General features: G+C 58.2%; 24 protein-coding genes. 9 read left to right on the top strand and 15 right to left on the bottom strand.

Annotated elements, in window-relative coordinates; translation table 11 throughout:
* The first annotated feature begins 10 nt into the window (after positions 1-10).
* Complete coding sequence (locus tag GLP52_RS14315) at positions 11-592, top strand: TRAP transporter small permease (RefSeq protein WP_237271195.1); 582 nt, start codon at positions 11-13, stop codon at positions 590-592.
* Positions 592-1,908, top strand: a complete 1,317-nt coding sequence (locus tag GLP52_RS14320) for a TRAP transporter large permease (RefSeq protein WP_093731696.1) — start codon at positions 592-594, stop codon at positions 1,906-1,908. The genes GLP52_RS14315 and GLP52_RS14320 overlap by 1 nt, the downstream gene beginning before the upstream one ends.
* Before the next feature lie 72 nt (positions 1,909-1,980).
* On the opposite strand, the gene GLP52_RS14325 is transcribed toward GLP52_RS14320, so the two are convergent.
* Positions 1,981-3,648, bottom strand: a complete 1,668-nt coding sequence (locus GLP52_RS14325; RefSeq protein WP_237271196.1) for an ABC transporter substrate-binding protein — start codon at positions 3,646-3,648, stop codon at positions 1,981-1,983.
* Positions 3,649-3,841: 193 nt separating this feature from the next.
* On the bottom strand, positions 3,842-5,095 hold the full coding sequence (fahA, locus tag GLP52_RS14330) for a fumarylacetoacetase (RefSeq protein ID WP_093731698.1): 1,254 nt from the start codon (positions 5,093-5,095) through the stop codon (positions 3,842-3,844).
* Between the two features lie 222 nt (positions 5,096-5,317).
* On the opposite strand from fahA, the gene GLP52_RS14335 reads away from it, so the two are divergent.
* The gene (locus GLP52_RS14335; RefSeq protein WP_093731699.1) at positions 5,318-5,764 is read left to right on the top strand and encodes a MarR family winged helix-turn-helix transcriptional regulator; all 447 of its coding nucleotides are present in this window, start codon (positions 5,318-5,320) and stop codon (positions 5,762-5,764) included.
* 35 nt (positions 5,765-5,799) lie between these two features.
* Here GLP52_RS14335 and GLP52_RS14340 read toward each other — a convergent pair whose 3' ends face one another.
* The 12 genes from GLP52_RS14340 to GLP52_RS14395 form a co-directional block, all read right to left on the bottom strand.
* Positions 5,800-6,609, bottom strand: coding sequence for a division plane positioning ATPase MipZ (locus GLP52_RS14340; protein ID WP_093731700.1), 810 nt, complete (start codon positions 6,607-6,609; stop codon positions 5,800-5,802).
* 156 nt (positions 6,610-6,765) lie between these two features.
* Positions 6,766-7,083, bottom strand: a complete 318-nt coding sequence (locus tag GLP52_RS14345; protein WP_237271197.1) for a hypothetical protein — start codon at positions 7,081-7,083, stop codon at positions 6,766-6,768.
* Positions 7,084-7,288: 205 nt separating this feature from the next.
* Positions 7,289-7,510, bottom strand: coding sequence for a 50S ribosomal protein L31 (gene rpmE / locus GLP52_RS14350; RefSeq protein WP_093731702.1), 222 nt, complete (start codon positions 7,508-7,510; stop codon positions 7,289-7,291).
* Positions 7,511-7,521: 11 nt separating this feature from the next.
* The gene (gene rplS / locus GLP52_RS14355; RefSeq protein ID WP_093731703.1) at positions 7,522-7,905 is read right to left on the bottom strand and encodes a 50S ribosomal protein L19; all 384 of its coding nucleotides are present in this window, start codon (positions 7,903-7,905) and stop codon (positions 7,522-7,524) included.
* A 234-nt stretch (positions 7,906-8,139) separates the two neighbouring features.
* Positions 8,140-9,099, bottom strand: a complete 960-nt coding sequence (locus GLP52_RS14360) for a phosphoribosylaminoimidazolesuccinocarboxamide synthase (RefSeq protein WP_093731704.1) — start codon at positions 9,097-9,099, stop codon at positions 8,140-8,142.
* A 19-nt stretch (positions 9,100-9,118) separates the two neighbouring features.
* Complete coding sequence (trmD, locus tag GLP52_RS14365) at positions 9,119-9,910, bottom strand: tRNA (guanosine(37)-N1)-methyltransferase TrmD (protein WP_237273578.1); 792 nt, start codon at positions 9,908-9,910, stop codon at positions 9,119-9,121.
* Positions 9,911-9,949: 39 nt separating this feature from the next.
* On the bottom strand, positions 9,950-10,471 hold the full coding sequence (rimM, locus tag GLP52_RS14370; RefSeq protein ID WP_237271199.1) for a ribosome maturation factor RimM: 522 nt from the start codon (positions 10,469-10,471) through the stop codon (positions 9,950-9,952).
* Positions 10,468-10,617, bottom strand: coding sequence for a hypothetical protein (locus GLP52_RS14375; protein ID WP_167354498.1), 150 nt, complete (start codon positions 10,615-10,617; stop codon positions 10,468-10,470). Before GLP52_RS14375 ends, rimM begins: the two co-directional genes overlap by 4 nt.
* Before the next feature lie 179 nt (positions 10,618-10,796).
* Positions 10,797-11,183: a 30S ribosomal protein S16 gene (gene rpsP / locus GLP52_RS14380; protein ID WP_093731707.1), complete on the bottom strand. Its 387-nt coding sequence runs from the start codon at positions 11,181-11,183 to the stop codon at positions 10,797-10,799.
* A gap of 47 nt (positions 11,184-11,230) precedes the next feature.
* Positions 11,231-11,527, bottom strand: a complete 297-nt coding sequence (locus tag GLP52_RS14385) for a chorismate mutase (protein ID WP_093731708.1) — start codon at positions 11,525-11,527, stop codon at positions 11,231-11,233.
* An 88-nt stretch (positions 11,528-11,615) separates the two neighbouring features.
* Positions 11,616-13,112, bottom strand: a complete 1,497-nt coding sequence (ffh, locus tag GLP52_RS14390; protein ID WP_093731709.1) for a signal recognition particle protein — start codon at positions 13,110-13,112, stop codon at positions 11,616-11,618.
* 202 nt (positions 13,113-13,314) lie between these two features.
* Positions 13,315-13,896, bottom strand: a complete 582-nt coding sequence (locus tag GLP52_RS14395) for an FMN-dependent NADH-azoreductase (protein ID WP_093731710.1) — start codon at positions 13,894-13,896, stop codon at positions 13,315-13,317.
* 123 nt (positions 13,897-14,019) lie between these two features.
* Here GLP52_RS14395 and GLP52_RS14400 point away from each other — a divergent pair, with 123 nt between their 5' ends.
* Together GLP52_RS14400 and GLP52_RS14405 are read left to right on the top strand one after the other, a co-directional pair.
* Positions 14,020-14,895 (top strand): LysR family transcriptional regulator, encoded by an 876-nt coding sequence (locus GLP52_RS14400; protein ID WP_093731711.1) that lies wholly within the window; start codon positions 14,020-14,022, stop codon positions 14,893-14,895.
* Positions 14,895-15,785: a DMT family transporter gene (locus tag GLP52_RS14405; protein WP_237272620.1), complete on the top strand. Its 891-nt coding sequence runs from the start codon at positions 14,895-14,897 to the stop codon at positions 15,783-15,785. The genes GLP52_RS14400 and GLP52_RS14405 overlap by 1 nt, the downstream gene beginning before the upstream one ends.
* Before the next feature lie 215 nt (positions 15,786-16,000).
* Here GLP52_RS14405 and GLP52_RS14410 read toward each other — a convergent pair whose 3' ends face one another.
* Positions 16,001-16,372, bottom strand: a complete 372-nt coding sequence (locus tag GLP52_RS14410) for an ArsR/SmtB family transcription factor (protein WP_237271200.1) — start codon at positions 16,370-16,372, stop codon at positions 16,001-16,003.
* Positions 16,373-16,624: 252 nt separating this feature from the next.
* Between GLP52_RS14410 and GLP52_RS14415 the strand changes: the two genes are divergently transcribed.
* From GLP52_RS14415 to GLP52_RS14430, 4 genes are all read left to right on the top strand, one after another.
* Entirely contained in the window at positions 16,625-16,954 is a 330-nt protein-coding gene (locus tag GLP52_RS14415; protein ID WP_005849975.1) for an AtpZ/AtpI family protein, read from the top strand.
* A 1-nt stretch (position 16,955) separates the two neighbouring features.
* Positions 16,956-17,714, top strand: a complete 759-nt coding sequence (locus GLP52_RS14420) for a F0F1 ATP synthase subunit A (RefSeq protein ID WP_093731714.1) — start codon at positions 16,956-16,958, stop codon at positions 17,712-17,714.
* Positions 17,715-17,775: 61 nt separating this feature from the next.
* Complete coding sequence (locus GLP52_RS14425) at positions 17,776-18,012, top strand: F0F1 ATP synthase subunit C (RefSeq protein WP_005849971.1); 237 nt, start codon at positions 17,776-17,778, stop codon at positions 18,010-18,012.
* An 86-nt stretch (positions 18,013-18,098) separates the two neighbouring features.
* Positions 18,099-18,650, top strand: a complete 552-nt coding sequence (locus tag GLP52_RS14430) for a F0F1 ATP synthase subunit B' (protein ID WP_093731715.1) — start codon at positions 18,099-18,101, stop codon at positions 18,648-18,650.
* Positions 18,651-18,653: the final 3 nt, after the last annotated feature.

An 18,653-nucleotide genomic window follows, 5' to 3' on the forward strand; every position in this document is an offset into this window, starting at 1 on the left:
TGAGAGACCCATGCGTCAGCTGATACATTTTCTTGCCCGGTTCACCGCGGTGATCGGAGGGCTGGTGCTGATTGCGCTGGTGCTGATGACCACGGCCTCAATCATCGGGCGCACGGTCAACAAGATGCTGCACAGCACGTTCTTTCAAGAGCAGCTGACGGGCTTGTCCCAAAGGCTGATCGACCTTGGCGTCGGCGAAATCAACGGAAATTACGAGGTACTGGAGGCAGGCGTCGCCTTTGCGATTTTCTCGTTCCTGCCGGTCTGCCAGTATTATGGGGCGCATGCCTCTGTGGATGTGTTCACGTCGTTCCTGCCGCGCAGTGCGAACCGTTGGATCATCGCCTTTTGGGAGATCGTGCTAGCGGCAGTAATCTTGCTGGTCATCTGGCGGCTGTACGAGGGGATGCAGCGCTATCTGGGCAATGGAGAGACGACCTTGTTTCTGCAATTCCCCGTGTGGTGGGCCTATGCCGCGAGCTTTGCCTCGGGCGTGATTGCCTGTGTCGTGGCTGTCTATTGCGCCGTGATACGTGTGATCGAGGCCGCGCGCGGCATCGACATCCTACCGAGCGAACAAGGGGCACACTGATGACCAATCTAGAACTGGGCTTTTGGTCGTTTCCAGTGCTGCTGTTGATGATTTTCCTGCGTGCGCCGATCGGGTTGGCGATGCTGCTGTGCGGATTTGGTGGTTGGTTTCTGGCGATGGGGGGCAACCCCACGCCGCTGCTGGCAAAGCTGAAGTCAGAGACCTATACGACGTTTTCCAGCTATTCGCTGAGCATCATTCCGATGTTCCTGCTGATGGGGCAATTTGCGACCCTCTCTGGGATGAGCCAAGCGCTGTTCAAGGCCGCCGAAAGCTTTTTGGGGCACAGGCGGGGCGGCGTGGCGATGGCTGCCGTAGGGGCCTGTGCGGGCTTTGGCGCGATCTGTGGCAGTTCGCTGGCGACGGCGGCGACCATGTCGAAAGTCGCGCTGCCCGAGCTGCGGCGCTATGGGTATTCCGGCGGGTTTTCCACGGCGACACTGGCGGCAGGGGGCACCTTGGGTATCCTGATCCCGCCTTCGGTTATTCTGGTGATCTATGCGATCCTGACAGAACAGAATATCGCCAAGCTGTTTCTGGCGGCGTTTCTGCCCGGTGTTCTGGCTGCCATCGGCTATGTCATCACCATTTCGATCTATGTGCGCTTGCACCCCAAGTCGGCGGGGGTGCGCCCTGCGGTCCCCATGGGCGAAAGGTTCAAGGCATTGGCGAACACGTGGCCGGTGATGGTGATCTTTTTCGTCGTTGTGGGCGGTATCTATCTGGGGTGGTTCACACCGACCGAAGGGGCGGCTGTGGGCGCTGCGGGAACCGGTCTGGCCGCATTGCTGGCAGGCAGCCTGAATTGGGCGGTGTTGCGTGACAGTCTGTTAGGAACGGCCAAAACCACAGGGATGATCTTTTTCATAGTGTTGGGAGCCGGTTTTTATAACGGCTTTCTGGCGCTGTCAGGGGTGCCTCAGTTCATGGCCGATTGGGTCGTGGGGCAGGGCTATAGCCCGTGGTTCGTGCTGGTCGTGATCCTTGTATTCTATTTGATCTTCGGCTGCCTTATGGACAGCCTGTCGATGATCCTGCTGACCGTGCCGATCTTCTTTCCGGTCATCTCGGCGATGGATTTCGGGATGAGCACCGAGCATCTGGCGATCTGGTTCGGAATTCTTGTGTTAATTGTAGTAGAGGTCGGGCTGATCACGCCGCCGGTGGGGATGAACCTGTTCATCATCAATTCGATGGACCGTGAAACCCCGATGACAGAGACCTATAAAGCCGTGATGTATTTCGTCGGCTCGGACATTGTCCGCGTGGTGATATTGGTGATGTTCCCCGCAATCACGCTGTTCCTGCTTCCCTGAGCGGGATTGGGGCGCGCATGTAAAAAGGGCCGCGTCAGACGCGGCCCTTTTTGTATCGAAACTATGCGCAGTCTAAGACGTCCACGCCATCCGAGCGGGATGATATTCAAAGCCGATGTGGTGTTCGGCCCCGACCAGACCTTTGCGGGTATGGTTGTACAAGGAGCGCCAATAGGGCTGTATCGTGACTCCTTCATTCTGGATCAGCTCCTCGCCTTTTGCCATCAAAGCACGGCGTTTTTCCACATCGGCCACCGACAGTGCTTCGGCGACAAGCGCGTCAAACTCGGGGTTGGACCAGCCGAATTCATTCCACGCTTCGCCTGACCGATACGCCAGCGCCCAGGTTTGGATGCCCAATGGCCGTGCGTTCCAGTTGGTCGACGAAAACGGGTATTTCGTCCAGCCGTTCCAGAAGGCAGCGCCGGGCAGGATGGTGCGCCTTACCTTGATGCCCGCATCGCGCAGCTGTGCGGCGACCGCATCGGTGGTATCTTTGCGCCACGCATCGTCAATCGAAAAAAGCTCGTGTTCGAAGTCAGCCATACCGGCTTCTTCCATCAAAGCGCGGGCCCCTTCGGGATCTGGTGCACGCGGGGGAAGCTCGGCGTATTCGGGGTGCATCGGGCCGATGTGGTGGTTTTCAGCAACCAAACCACGGCCGGCATGGCCGAGTTCAAGCAGGACAGCGTTATCAACTGCCATCGCCAAGGCCCGACGTACGCGGACATCGGCATAAGGCGTTTTGCCATCGACCTCGGCGAGCTGGTTGGTGCGGATCACAATGGTCGCGGCCGTTGCGATTTCGTTCTGGTTCCAATCCTCAAGTGTGCCGAACACATCAATGAACTCGCCCTCGACAGAGTAGGTGGCATCGATTTCGTCAGCTTCCGCTGCGGCGACAAAGGCCGACGGGTCGGTACCATAGTCGATGTATTCCAGACGGTCGATATAAGGCCCGCCATATATCTCGGAACCCCACCAAGTGTGATCTGGGTTCTGCACCAGCACGGCCTTGACACCTACCTCGACCATCTCGGGGAGATAGGGGCCTGTGCCGACCGGATTGTCGAGCATGGTCTCGGGGTCAAACCCTTTGGGCACAATGGCGGCAGGGTAGTCCGCCATGCCGGGAATGAGCGTGATATCAGGCTTGGGCAGTGAGAGTTTGACAGTGTGGTCATCCACGACCTTTATGGCTCCCTCGATCGCCCGACCGGTTTCCGCGTCGATCAGGCTGGCAAAGCGACCGGCCATCGAATTGCCCTCGACCGATTTATCGCACCAGCCGGTAATGTTCCGGGCCACATCATCGGCAGTAAAGGGCGTGCCGTCGTTCCACGTGACCTCCTTGCGCACGTTCAAAACATATTCGGTGGCATCGTCGTTGATCTCCCAGCTTTCAAGCAAGGCGGGGGTAAAGGTACCGTCGTTTTCCCAGATACATAGGTATTCAAGCCATCCGCGGGTGACGTTGGCGATCTGGGACCAGTCATAGGTGCGCGGGTCCTTCGGGGCGCGGACTTCCATCTGCATCCGGACCGTACCGCCGGATTTATGCGCGGCGGCCTGAGCCGGTGCCGCCATGCCGATCATCGCATAGGCTGTTGCTGCTGTAGCCCCAAAGGCGCTGGCCAGAGCGAGAAATTCGCGGCGGTTGACCGGATCGCGTTTGGCGGCTTCGGCCGAGGCATGAATGGCTGCGGGCAACGGTGTTCCGATACGGGTTAAGAACGTCATGGTCTTCCTCTCTGGTCGGGTGTCGCCCGCTGTTTCTCGTTAATTCAATACCTAGCATGTTTTCAGGCATTTCAAGCACCTCCCGCGGTGGTTCGCGGCGGGGGGCTGGTGCGAGCCCGCGTCGTTCTTGTTCGTGAGGACCGAAGGCAAAGAATGCCTCCGGCGGGAGTTTAAAAGGCAAAATGAAGCGCGGTTATGCCGTGGGCTTGGCGGGGAGGATGGTGCCGGCGCATGCGCCAAAGCCGATGCGGTAGCCGTCCCCCGCAGCGTGGCCCGACAGGATCATCGTGTCGCCGTCGTGCACAAAGCTGCGGGTGGTGCCGTCATTCAGGGTGATCGGTTCCGCGCCGCCCCAGCTGAGTTCAAGCAAGCTGCCGCGGGCATCTTTCTGTGCCCCTGAAATCGTGCCGGACCCCAGCAAATCGCCCGCATTCATGGCACAGCCCGAGGACGCGTGATGCGCCAGTTGTTGCGGCGCTGAATAATACATTGTGTTGTAATTGGTGCGTGCGATCACCTGTTGCTCACCGCCGTCGGGCTGGAGGATGACCGATAGGTTAATGTCGTAAAGCATCGGTTTAGGCTCTGCCAGATAGGGCAGCAGATCGACTTCGCGTTCGGGGGTGGAGGTCCGGAAGGGCTCTAGCGCGGCTTTGGTCACGATCCACGGCGAAATGCTGGTGGCGAAGGCCTTGGCCTGAAACGGGCCAAGCGGTTGATACTCCCACGCTTGGATGTCGCGTGCGGACCAGTCGTTCAGCAGGACGTACCCAAAAATCATCTCGTCCGCTTGGGCCACGCTAGGGGTGTCGCCCAGGTCGGTAGAGGTGCCAACGATGGCGCCAAGCTCAAGCTCTATATCAAGGCGTTCGCTCGGGCCGAAATAGGGGCGGTCTGCATCTGCAGGTTTGATCTGGCCGTTGGGACGATGGATGTCGGTACCTGACACAACCACAGTAGACGCGCGCCCGTTATAGCCAATCGGCATGTGCAGCCAGTTCGGCGGCAGCGCGTTTTCGGCACCGCGAAACATTGTGCCGACATTGGTGGCATGGTGCCGGCCCGCATAGAAATCGGTGTATTCAGAGACAACAATCGGCATATGCAGGCGGACGTCGGCCATGGGGATCAGGTGCAACGCGACTTTGGCTTGATCCGGACTGTCGGTCGATAGCAATTCGATCAGACGGCTGCGCAGGGTGGCCCAGGCTTCGGGACCCAAATCCATCACGTCATTCCAATAGGGCACGTCAAAGACGGGGTCGAAATGCAGCAAGATCAGGTCTTCGGCCTCAATCGCGGCCATATCGAGCACCATATCACCGATCGCCACACCGCAGCGTGGTTCAAGCGTGTCCGTCGAGAACACCCCATAGGGCAGGTTGTTAAGCGGAAAGTCAGTGTCGGCGCTGTTCGCGCTTTCGATCCAAGAAGTGAGCAGTGTCATAGGTGTTCCTTGCATGTCGTTCTGTACACGGTGACGTTTGTGGCGCGGGTCGGTATGCCGATAGGGAACCGGTATGATGTTTCGATGCCAATTTCAAACCCGTCAAGCTGATGTGATGGGCGCTCGGTTGCCGGCTTCGGAGCGGGGGCTTGTGGCGGCTCCCTTGCAAAATCTGGGCGGTTGGTAATAGACCTTAGCTCATCCTAACAAGCGATTGCACCGATGCCAGACCAGAACTTCGAGCTGACCCATTTCTTGCCCTATCTGCTGAATCAGGCCGCTGAAGTGAGCAGTCTTGCGTTCCAGCGTACCTATAAAGACCGCTATGGCATGCTGCGAACCGAGTGGCGGGTGCTGTTCCATCTGGGGCTTTATGGTCAGATGACCGCTAGCGAAATCGGGCAACGCGCCAATATGCATAAGACCAAGATCAGTCGCGCCGTGCAAAAGCTGACCGACCGGCGGTTCGTCACACGGCTGCGCGGAGATCAGGACCGGCGGACAGAGCTGTTGTCGCTGACGGCCGCAGGGCGGGCCGCGTATGATGATCTGTTCGAGGTGGCCAAAGCCTATGATGCTCGTCTGACAGCAGACCTGACCACAGCCGAGCGCGAAACGCTAAAGGGGTTGTTGGTCAAACTCGCCGCCGGGCAGGGCGGCGACATCTGATGGCTGGCCGCGGGCCCATGGCCCGCCACTGACGGTCAGAAGTTGATATCGACACCGGGCAGGTTCAGCGCTTTCATCAGGTCACGCAATTCCTGGCGGGCGGCTACATTCGAGATATTGAGTTGTTTGACGCCGATATCCTTGAGGTCAAGCAGGGTCAGGCCACGGGGGAAAAGTTCGCGGAAAATAACGCGTTCGTTGAAACCGGGCGCAATGCGAAAGCCGATGCGTTTGCTCAGGTTGGCGATGGCCCGTTCCATCTTGTCTTTGTTGACCATGCGCTGTGCACCCATGCGGTTACGCACGACGATCCAGTCGATCGGGGCAAGACCTGCCTGCGCGCGCAGCTGGCGCGCATTCCAGACCATTTCGGAATAGACGGATGGGCCGGTAATCTTGTCACCCATGGCATCCGTGCGTGCCAGAAGGTCAAAGTCGATAAAACTGTCGTTGAGCGGCGTGATAAGCGTGTCGGCCAGCGAATGTGCAACCTGGCTGAGACGGGTGTGCGACCCCGGGCAATCGATCAGAATGAAATCCGACGTGGGTTCAAGCTCTGCCACGGCGGCGCTGAGGCGGTTGTCATAGATGTTTTCGCCCGGTTGCAAGCTGCTTGCCTCGATTTCGGGGAGCTCGTGCATCTCGGGGGATGGGAGGTCCAGCTCAGCGCTTGCAAGGAAGGATTTGCGATTGTCGACGTATCGCCCGAATGTGCGCTGGCGCAGGTCCAGATCCAGAACGCTGGTCTTGTGACCCATGCGTGCAAGGGCTGTTGCCACATGCATAGAGACGGTTGATTTTCCGGCCCCGCCTTTTTCATTCCCGACGACGATAATATGCGCCATTGCGTTTTGTCCCTTTCACTCCCCGTTTTTGTCGGGGCCACATTGGGAAAAACCATATGGCACACATGGCGCTTTTGAAAGCGTTTGTGGCTCTAGATTGTGGTTATTGTTGCTAAATTCACCCGCAGCGGCAAGCGGCCTACGCGCAAGGCACCGCTAACCCGAGCGCCGTAGCGAGCGACCCTGTGGCCCCAGACGGCCAGTGTCAATTGTAACGCAGGTGACATCGTTTACTGCCAGTTTAGCGCGGCACGTCGATGCAAGCTGGCGGAGTTCATCATGGGGCCCGTGCAACCGTTCAAGCGCGCCTGTCAGGACCAGTGCCTGCGCAAAGCATCCCCGTTCGACGAGGTCGTGCGCCGCGATTAAATCTTCGGCTGGAAGGGGGGGCTTGTCACCTTGCGACAGGGGGGCGGTTGTGCGGTTTGCGCCAGCGCGAGGCTGACCTGAATCAGAGAGGGGGAAAGCGGGCATCAGCGAACCTTTCGTGGAGAGCTGAGGGGACTATGGACCGTAGTTGCTTTCCAAAACCTAAACATCGGCCAGTTTGTTCCGTAAAATGCGAGGTAACCTTGGGGCAGGGGCGAGATGCCGCTTCTTTGACTAAAATACTGTGATCAAATAAAAAATGGCGCGCCCCTCGGGGCACGCCATTTCTGAATTTCGCAATGGAAAGGGTTTAGAAGCCCAGACCTGCGTATTTATTTTTGAACTTGGAAACGCGGCCACCGGTGTCCATCAAGCGGGATGTGCCGCCGTTCCATGCAGGGTGCACGGAGGGGTCAATATCCAGCGACAGTTGATCGCCTTCTTTGCCGTAGGTCGATTTCATTTCCAGGATCGTACCGTCTGTCATTTTGACGTTGATCGTGTGGTATTCGGGGTGTGTATCGGCTTTCATGACAGCTCTCCTTACGCGTTCGCGCCAGATTTTGGCTTGTAATGTACGTTTTCGACGATGCGTGCCGACTTACCACGACGCGAGCGCAGGTAGTACAGTTTCGCACGACGCACACGGCCACGACGGACAACTGTGATGCTCTCGATGTTGGTGGAGTGCAGGGGGAATACGCGCTCTACGCCTTCACCAAAGGAAATCTTGCGCACGGTGAACGAGCCGGCAATACCTTTGCCGTTGTTACGTGCAATGCAGACGCCTTCGTAATTCTGAACGCGGGTACGTGTACCTTCGGTCACTTTAAAGCCCACGCGGATGGTGTCACCGGCGCGGAAGTCAGGGATTTCTTTCCCCAGTTCGGCGATTTGTTCCGCCTCGATCTCAGCAATCAGGTTCATCTGATCGTCTCCTATAAATGCTCGCGGTTAGTCCACGAAGTTTTGTGCGATCCAAGAGCTTCGGTCTGTTTGGCGGGCCTGCCGTAGCAGCCCATCGAAGATAGGGTCATCTTTAATTATCATCTGCGGATGCAGAAATGACTGGAGCCGCTTACACACGATTCCAGACCTGCGCGTCGTATAGGCGGGATGCCTTCGCAGATCAAGTCCCGATCACAAAAAGTGCCGCGCGTTTCAGCCGCTAAAATAGGGGCGAAGATTGCTGCGGACCCGGTCCAGCACGGTGTCGCCATTCAGATCGGGCACAAAACGCTGGCCGGTAATCGCCTCGAAAGCGTCGATATAGACTTGCGAGGTGGCAGCGATCAAATCGGCGGGAATTTCGGGGATATCATCGTGATAGGGGTCGCAGCGCGCATCAACCCAAGATCGGATCACGTCCTTGTCAAAAGACGGTGGGCGGGTGCCGTTTTCCAACGCAGCCTCATAGCCTTCGGCCAGCCAGAACCGCGAACTGTCGGGCGTGTGGATTTCATCAGCCAGCAGGATATTGCCCTGCGCATCGGTGCCGAATTCATATTTTGTGTCGACTAGGATCAGCCCGTTCTTCGCCGCCATCTCTTGCCCGCGGGCAAAGAGTTTCAGGGCAATTTCGCTGATTTGATCCCATTGCGCTTGGGTGAGCAGGTCTTGGTCAACGATCTCTTGGGCCGTCATCGGAGCATCATGGCCGCCGTCGAACTCTTTGGAGGTCGGGGTAATGATCGGCGCAGGTAACGCCTGATTGTCGCGCAGGCCATCAGGAAAATGATGGCCGTACATTTCTCGTTCACCTTTCTTGTATAGCGTCAGCACCGAAGTGCCTGTTGAGCCCGCTAGATAGCCGCGTACCACGATCTCGACAGGTAAAATGGTCAGGTGCTTGCCGATCACCACATTGGGGTCGGGATATTCAAGCACGTGGTTGGGGCAAATGTCGCTGGTGTTGTCGAACCAGAACCGCGCGGTCTGCGTCAACACCTGACCCTTGAACGGGATGGAGGTGAGAATACGATCAAAGGCCGAAATCCGGTCCGATGACACGAGAATACGCCGATCATCCGGCAGATCATAGCAGTCACGCACCTTGCCGAAATAAGGGTTAGGCAGCTCATCGATGCGGGCGTGATCAAGGGTGCGGGTCAGGTCTGTCATGGTCTGCCTTCCGTGAGGGTCACTTCTTGGAGGTATATTTAGCCCACATATCGGGGCGCCGTTGTTCTGTCAGCGTTTCGGACTGGGCTTGCCGCCATTTGGCGATTTCGCCGTGATTGCCGGACATGAGGACCGGGGGGATGGGGCGGTCTTTCCAGTCGGCGGGGCGGGTGTACTGCGGATGCTCCAGCAGGCCTGAGGAATGGCTTTCCTCGACCACGCTGTCGGCGTTGCCCAAGACCCCGGGCAGCAGGCGCACGGTGGCGTCAATCATAGCCTGCGCGGCCAACTCTCCGCCTGTCAGAACAAAGTCGCCAAGGGACACTTCGGTGATGCCGTAATGTTCGATCACGCGCTCATCGACGCCTTCGAACCGGCCACACAGGATGGTCACGCCGGAACAGGTGGCGAGATCTTGGGCCATGGCTTGATCAAAGCGCCGTCCGCGGGGGGACATATAAAGGATCGGCCAACGTCCGGACGCACTGGCCATCGCGGCCTCTATTGCAGGGCCGACCACATCAGCGCGCATAACCATGCCGGCACCGCCGCCCGCGGGGGTATCGTCGACATTGCGGTGTTTGCCCACGCCATAGCCGCGCAGATCATGGGTATTTAGCTGCCATGTACCTTCTTGCAAGGCGCGCCCGGTAAGGCTGGCACCCAGCACACCTGGGAACAATTCGGGGAAGAGGGTCGCGATCTCGGCGCGCCAAACGTCAGCGTAGTCAGGGGTGTCCTGCATCAACGCACGCGGCTTGAGGGCGGGGCGAACAGTTTGCCGTCCGTGAGAACGTGAAGGAGTGTTCATGTGATATCGGCCTTTGGCATGGTGGCCTTCGGTTCTGACCTAAGCGTCTTTTTCATCGGGCAGGATGCCCTCGGGCGGGTCCGCGATGATGCGGCCCGACGCTAAATCGACAGTGGGGACCGCAGCCTTGGTGAAGGGGAGGAAAACCGTTTGCGAACTGCCCGCGAGTTGCGTTTCAAGCAAATCGTCAGCGCCGTGGTTCTGGACCGTCTTGACCTTGCCGATCAGCGCACCGCCAGTGTCATAGACCTCTAGCCCGATGAGGTCGGTGTGATAGAATTCATCGTCGGGCAGCGAAGGCAGTTGATCGCGCTGCGCAAAAAGAACGGTGCCGCGCAGGGCGTCAGCCTCTTCTTTGGAGGTGACATCAGTGATGCGGGCGACAAATCCGTTTTTGACAGGGCGGACCAGCGCGAGATTGTAGCTGCGGGTGCCGTCTTCGCTGGAGAGCGGGCTGTAGCTTTCGATATCTTCTGGGACAGCGCAGTAGCTTTTAATCCGCAACTCTCCGCGGACGCCATAGGAGCCAGAGATCACGCCCACTGAAATTTTATCGCTCACTGCAAAAGCTCCGAGTTTAAGCAAATTGTACCGGTCCACTGACCTTCGCCCGCGCGGCATTCCGACTTCATCTGGTTGCGTTCAAACCAGATGCCAATGGCAGCGCCGATCCCGAGGATAAGAAGAAGGCGAAGAAGACGAAACATTGTCAGCTTTCATTCTGGTCCAAAGGTAGGCCGCGAAGGCCAAAGGGTCGCAGGCCGTTCCGGCGGGACGTCTCATTTATGTAGCACGTACATCGGACAGGCTGCACGCGCAAAGATGCGGGCTGTCGCATGTACCTGAATCTCTCGGCGCGAACAAAGCCGCGCCGAGAGAGGGCCGATTATTCTTCGGCGGCATCTTCTGCAGGAGCAGCGGCGGCTTCGGCAGCGGCGGCGGCCTTGGCTGCTTTTTCTTCTACGCGCTCTTGCGCTTTCTTACCGGGGGTACCCTTCTTGGGGTTGTTCCGCTCGGTCTTGTCTTTCACGCCAGCAGCTTCCAGCATACGTGCAACGCGGTCCGTTGGCTGTGCGCCTTGGCCGATCCAGTATTGAACGCGCTCGACGTCCATTTTTACGCGCTCTTCGCTGTCTTTCGCCAGCAGCGGGTTGTATGTGCCCAGCTTTTCGATGAAGCGGCCATCGCGTGGCATGCGGCTGTCAGCGGCAACGATGCGGTAGAAGGGGCGCTTTTTGGAACCGCCACGGGCGAGACGAATTTTCATGGACATGAGTAGTTTCCTTTAGGTTGGTACTGAGGTCAGGGACGCACCCGGACCTATGATTGCTGTTGTTTGTGGTGCTGAATGACTTCAGCGATGATGAAGTTCAGAAACTTCTTGGCGAATTCGGGATCGAGGTCAGCCTCTTTCGCCAAATCTTCGAGCCGCTTGATCTGGTTCGCTTCGCGGTCCGGATCAGAGGGGGGAAGGTCGTGTTCGGCTTTGAGTTTCCCCACAGCCTGAGTGTGTTTGAACCGCTCGCCCAAAGTGTACACCAGGATCGCATCCAGACGGTCGATGGACGCGCGGTGTTCTTTCAGAACCTCGGCAGCGCGGGTGACGGGGTCGGTCATGCGGCGGCTCCTTTCACGGCAAAGGGCAGGACGCGTTGCACGTTCAAGTGCCTCCGGCGGGAGTTTATCTGGCAAAATGAAGTGCGGATCATTTCTTTTTCCCGAAGCCAGAGAGGCTGGCAGGCAAACCGCCGCCGCCCATGCCGCCAGGCAGTTTGCCGCCCATCTGTTTGGCCGCTGCTTCCAGCGCCTTGGGGTCCATCTGGGACGGGTCCATGCCACCGGGCATGCCGCCTTTGCCCATCATGCCCTTCATCGCTTGTTTGAGCATGCCGCCTTTGCCCATTTTGCCCATCTTTTTCATCATGTCGCCCATCTGGCGGTGCATCTTCATGAGCTTGTTCAATTCGGACACTTCCATGCCCGCGCCTTTGGCAATGCGCTTTTTGCGGCTGGCTTGAAGGAGAGCCGGGTTAGCGCGCTCTTTCTTGGTCATCGACTGGATGAGGGCGATCTGGCGTTTGAGGATCTTGTCGTCAAAGCCCGCGTCTTCGACCTGCTTCGCCATTTTCCCCATGCCGGGCATCATGCCCATCATGCCCTGCATCCCGCCCATTTTGAGCATCTGTTCAAGCTGCATTTTCAGGTCGTTCATATTGAACTGACCCTTGGCCATGCGCTTCATCATCTTTTCGGCTTGTTCGGCCTCGATGGTTTCTTGCGCTTTCTCAACCAAGGCGACGATGTCACCCATGCCTAGGATACGGCCCGCGATGCGTTCTGGCTCAAACGTTTCAAGCGCGTCCATCTTTTCGCCCAAGCCGACGAACTTGATGGGTTTGCCGGTGACGGCGCGCATCGACAGCGCTGCACCGCCGCGGCCGTCGCCGTCCATGCGGGTCAGCACGACGCCGGAAATGCCAATGCGGTCGTTGAAGTTCTCAGCAGTCTGTACGGCGTCTTGGCCGGTCAGGCCATCGACAACCAACAGGGTTTCACGCGGGTTGGCGACATCGCGTACCGCTTCGACCTGTTGCATGAGCTCTTCGTCGATCGACAAGCGGCCCGCGGTATCAAGCATATAGACGTCATAGCCGCCCATGGATGCCTGCGTTTTCGCGCGTTTCGCGATCTGGACGGGGTTTTCGCCTTTGACGATCGGCAGGGTATCGACGCCGATCTGCACGCCGAGGATCGCCAGTTGTTCCATCGCGGCGGGACGGTTGACGTCAAGCGAGGCCATCAGCACACGCTTGCCGTCGCGGTCTTTCAGGCGTTTGGCAAGCTTGGCCGTGGTGGTGGTTTTACCGGAGCCTTGCAGGCCGACCATCAGGATCGGCGCAGGCGCGTTGTCGATCTTCAGCGCGCCCGGTTCGCCTTCGCCCTTCAGTGTGTCGATCAGCGCGTCGTGGACGATCTTGACGACCTGCTGGCCGGGGGTGATCGATTTGGTGACCGCCTGACCTGTGGCCTTGTCTTGCACGGCTTTGACGAAATCGCGGGCGACAGTCAGGGATACGTCGGCTTCAAGCAGGGCGACGCGGACTTCGCGTAGGGCGGTTTTCACATCCTCTTCGGAGAGGGCACCCTGTTTGGTCAGACGGTCAAAGACGCCAGAGAGACGTTCGGAAAGATTCTCAAACATGGGCCATGGCCCCCTTCGATCGGTTGCGGTTCCCTTGAAATAGGATGCCCGCGTTAAATACGCAAATGCCCCCACGGGCGTAACACGCTGGTGGGGGGCGATCTCTGGCCGCGCCAGAGACCGGAAGACATGATGCTTCCGGAGATTGCGGACCGTTTAGGCGAGCGGCGGGGCTGAGTCAACCCGCCGCGCGCCCCTAGGGTCAGGCTGCCTTGAGCGCGTCGACCGCTTCATTGGCGCGGGCGATGGTGGCTTCGGCATCGGTGGCCAGCGCGTCGGCGGCGACGATGGTGACATCGGTCATGCCCATAAAGCCCAGTACCGCCTTGAGGTAGCCAGTGTTAAAGTCGGCTTCGGAGCCAGCAGGGACGCCACCGGAGGCCATCGCGACGATGACGCGCTTGCCTTTGACCAGGCCTTCGGGGCCGGCTTCGGTGTATCGGAAGGTGACGCCGACGCGGGCGACGAGATCGATCCAAGCCTTAAGCGACGCGGGCACGCTGAAATTATAGATGGGGGCCCCGATGACGATGGTGTCGGCGGCTAGCAGTTCAGCGACGAGCTTGTCGGATTCAACCAGCGCTTCGCTTTGCTCGGGGGAGCGGTCGGTCTCGGGTGTGGCGCGGGCGATGGCCCATGTTTCCGTAATCTGGGGCAGGGGTTCACGGGCGAGATCGCGCACGGTGACATCAGTGTCGCCCAGTTGCGCGATGATCCGGTCGGTTAGGCCACGGGTCACAGAGCTGGTGGTGTTGGCGGAGGAGTCGATGCGCAAGATAGACATGGGAGGATATCCTTTCGGGTTTGCTTTGTGGCCTCAACATGACCCTTGTTTGTGCGAACGCAACTGGTGAAAATGCAGGTGATGTGTTCAATAATGCACAGGCGTGGGCATAAGGGGCTGTGGATGGATAACTGGGACGAAATCAAAACGGCCTATCAGGTGGCGCGTATGGGGACCGTCAGCGGCGCGGCGGAGGTGTTGGGCGTGCACCATGCCACCGTAATCCGCCACGTCGATGCGCTAGAAAGCCGGCTTGCCGTCAAATTGTTTCAGCGTCATGCGCGCGGGTACAAGACAACCGAGGCGGGCGAAGACTTGCTGCGTGTGGCCGCTGCCACCGACGATCAGTTCAGCCAGTTGGCGAGCAGGATCAAGGGGCGCGGGGAGGCAGTGTCGGGCGAGCTGGTCGTCACGTCCCTGATGGAACTGTCGAGCTGGATGACGCCGCTGTTGGTCGCGTTCCAGAAGAAAAACCCGGATGTGACCGTGCGTTTTCTGACCGGAGAGCGCCTGTTCCGGCTGGAATATGGTGAAGCCCATATCGCGATCCGCGCCGGACAGGTGCCAGAACAGCCAGATAATGTGGTGCAGCCGTTTCATATGCTGCAGATGGGGCTGTTCGCACATAAAAGCTATATTGCGGCACATGGGATGCCTTCGGGCCCTGACGACTATGGGAACCACCGTTTTGTCGGGCATGACGACGCGCAGATGCGTGCACCGTTCTTTAAGTGGATGCGCGATATCGTGCCGGCACAAGCGATCTCGTTTCGCGGGCTTGATGCGGGCGGGCTGCGGGTCGCGGTGCTTGAGGGCGCGGGGATCGGGTTCATCGAGCTGACGGAAGGTCGCGCCGACCCTGACCTGGTCGAAGTGCACCCGCATCTGCCCGAGTGGGATTCGACGTTGTGGCTGGTGACCCATGTTGATCTGCACCGTACGCCGAAGGTACAGGCGTTGCTGTCTTTTCTGAAAAAAGCAGTAAAGAAAGAAATGTGATGCGGCCTGATATGCAGGGGCATCTGGCGATGCTGGTATTTTCGGCCTTGGTGGCGGGGTCATTTTCACTGGGGGCGCTGTCGGCCAATCTGATCTCGCCCACGGCGTTGAATGCGGCACGGTTCGTGATCGCGGGTATGGTGATTGCGGTGGCTGTGGCCGCGACGACCGGTGTGCCCAAAGGGGCAACGCAGTCCCCTTGGCGCTATCTGGTGCTTGGCGGCCTGTTCGCTGTCTATTTTGTGCTGATGTTCGAGGGGCTGAAGACGGCGCGCCCGGTCAGTGCGGCAGCTGTGTTTACGTTGACGCCGGTGATCGCTGCGGGGTTTGGCTGGCTGCTGCTGCGGCAGGTCACGACGGCACGTATGGCGTTGGCCCTGACGATCGGAGCGGTTGGGGCGCTTTGGGTGATCTTCCGCGCAGATTTAGCGGCCCTGCGCCGGTTCGAGATCGGCTATGGCGAGGCCGTCTATTTCGTCGGCGTTATCTGTCACGCGCTTTATACGCCGATGGTTCGCAAGCTGAATCGCGGCGAACCGGCGGTTGTGTTCACCCTGGGCACGCTGATTGCCGGGGGCGGGTTGTTGTTTGTCTACGGATGGCGCGATGTGCTGGGGACCGACTGGATTGCGCTGCCCGCCATCGTGTGGATCACGATCATATATGTCGCTGTCGCGGCCTCGTCTGCTACCTTTGTCTTGCTGCAATTTGCGTCTCTGCGGCTGCCGTCGGCCAAGGTCATGGCCTATACCTATCTAACGCCCAGTTGGGTGATCCTATGGGAGATCGCATTAGGCAATGGCGCACCGCGACCGCTTATTTTGGGGGGCGTGGGGCTGACGATCATCGCCCTGTATCTGCTGCTACGGGACGACACAAAACAGATTTGATCACAATAGCGGGAACCGATCTGATCTATCCTGCGTTAGCATCACATAAAGTTTATGAAGGGACTATTCTAATGCGTAGCATTCTTTATCTGATTGGTTTGATTGTTGTTGTTTTGGCGATCTTGCGCTTTGCGTTCGGCGTCATCTAACAACATCAAGTTTGGCCCTTCTGTGTAAAACCTCGTCGCAGGAGGGCCAACAATACACTGCTCTGCCTATGTCCCCAGATCATCCTGTGCCGCATCTGTTGACATCCCTTTAATTTCTGCGGCCAGAAATCTTTCAAAATCATCAAGATTGATAGGCTCGTACTGGCCAAAGCCCTGCATCCAGACGGATGGGGTTTTCAACGCTGCAGGTTCGAGCTTGCACCATTTGAGCCGGCCGCGTTTCTCCTGCACGATCAGTCCCGCCCGTTCGAGCACCGACAGGTGCTTTGAGATCGCGGCAAGCGACACGTCGAATGGTTCAGCCACGTCTGTCACCGCCATATCATCCTCTAGCAGCATCGACAAAATCGCGCGCCGTGTCGGATCGGCGAGCGCGGCAAAGATCGCATCAAGCTGGGCGGTGGGTGGTTGGGGCACGGCGTTTATGGATGTCCTTGCAGGGCACGTAAGGGTGACTTCCTAGAGGTAGCGGAAACCACGCTTAACCAAAAGGTTGAATATGATTGCAGGCTGAGTTTGCAAGGGCTGGCCCCGCTTTGACAGTGATTTAGGTGATCCGCCCTGCACATTTCCTAGCGTTTTCCGATAGATAACAGTCTCGCGTTCGGAGTTGACTCTGTGGCGGTGTGAAAGTAGCTACTGCGCAACACATTCAACAGGGATTTTGGCGTGACCGATCCAGACCAACAGCAGCGGCTAAAGCAGCTTGAGGCAAAGATCGAGGCAGCCAAGCGGGCGCAAGCACCGAAACCCCGGGCGGATGAACATTATTCTCAGGCATCGCTGGCCTGGCGGATGGTGATCGAACTTTGCGCCGGTCTTGGGATCGGTTTTGGCATCGGATATTCGTTGGACTGGTTCTTAGGAACGCTCCCGATTTTCATGGTGCTGTTTGTAATGCTGGGCCTTGCGGCTGGGGTAAAGACGATGCTCCGCTCTGCGCAGGAAATCCAGGAAAAGAAGATGGCCGATGTGGCCGATGAAGAAAAAGGGCCCTGACATGGCGGCAGAAGCACACGGCGAAGAAACAGGCGGTTTGGCTTTTCACCCGATGGATCAGTTCATCGTTAAGCCATTCTTTGGCGAAGGCGCTGTATCCTGGTACACGATCACCAACGCAACGGTCTGGATGGCAATTGCTGTTCTGGCGATCTTTGCGCTGCTGGTTTTGGGCACGTCCAAGCGGTCGGTGATCCCGTCGCGCATGCAGTCTGTGGCCGAGCTTGCGTATGGCTTCATCTACAAGATGGTTGAAGACATCTGCGGTAAAGAAGGGGTGAAATACTTCCCCTACATCATGACACTGTTCATGTTTATCGTATTCTCGAACTTCCTTGGTCTGCTGCCGATGGCGTTTACGCCTACGTCGCACATCTCTGTCACCGCTGTGATGGCGTTTGCCGTATTCTTTGGTGTGACCATTCTGGGTTTCGTCAAGAACGGCGCGTCTTTCCTGAGCCTGTTCTGGGTCAGCAGCGCGCCACTGGCACTGCGTCCGGTTCTGGCCGTGATCGAGCTGATCTCGTACTTTGTACGTCCGGTCAGCCACTCTATCCGTCTTGCGGGTAACATGATGGCGGGTCACGCCGTGATCAAAGTTTTCGCGGGCTTCGCTGCACTTGCTGCAATCGCCCCTTTCTCGGTTCTTGCGATCACGGCGATGTATGGCCTTGAGGTGTTGGTTTCCTTCATCCAGGCCTATGTTTTCGCGATCCTCACATGCGTTTATCTGAAAGACGCATTGCACCCGCACCACTAACACCAGGGCAGGGTATCCCTGCCTGACCAATCACCTCAATTCCATTGTAAGGAGAAATGACATGGAAGGCGAACTCGCACAAATGGGCCAATTCATTGGCGCAGGTCTGACAGCATTCGGCATGGGTGGCGCAGCCATCGGTGTGGGCAACGTTGCAGGCAACTACTTGGCTGGCGCACTGCGCAACCCATCTGCTGCTGCTGGTCAAACAGCAACTCTGTTCATCGGCATCGCCTTTGCAGAAGCTCTGGGGATCTTCTCGTTCCTCGTCGCTCTGCTGCTGATGTTCGCTGTCTAAGCTTAAGACACCTACGTCCTTACGCTTCGGGCAGTGCGCAGATGCGCGCTGCCCGAAAGATTTCCACGCATTGACAGGAGCCCGCTATGGCGACGGAACCGATTACTACGGAAATCGCTGGCGCATGCGTCAACGAATTTGGCAGCGCCATTGGTATGCCACAGCTTTGCATTGATTGGTTCGGCAACCAGATTTTCTGGCTTATCGTCGCCCTGGTCGCAATCTACTTTATTCTGTCGCGCGTTGCCCTGCCACGCATCGGCGCTGTTCTGGCGGAACGCCAGGGCACCATTACAAATGATATCGCCGCCGCCGAAGACCTGAAGGTCAAAGCGACGGAGGCAGAGGCCGCTTACGACAAAGCCTTGATCGATGCCCGTGCAGAAGCGCAGCAGATCATCGCCGCCGCGAAAGCTGACATTCAGGCTGATCTGGACAAAGCGATTGCCAAGGCCGACGCCGAGATCGCAGCAAAGTCCGCCGAGTCTGAAAAAGCCATCAGCGAAATCCGCGCCTCCGCGATGGAGAACGTTGAAGCCGTTGCCAAAGACACCGCCGAGGCCATCATCGCCGCCGTCGGTGGCAGCGCTGACGCGACAACTATTTCCGCGGCTGTCGATGCCCGGATGAAAGGATAAGCC

Source organism: Sulfitobacter sp. M22, assembly GCF_021736025.1.
Taxonomy (GTDB): Bacteria; Pseudomonadota; Alphaproteobacteria; order Rhodobacterales; family Rhodobacteraceae; genus Sulfitobacter; species Sulfitobacter litoralis.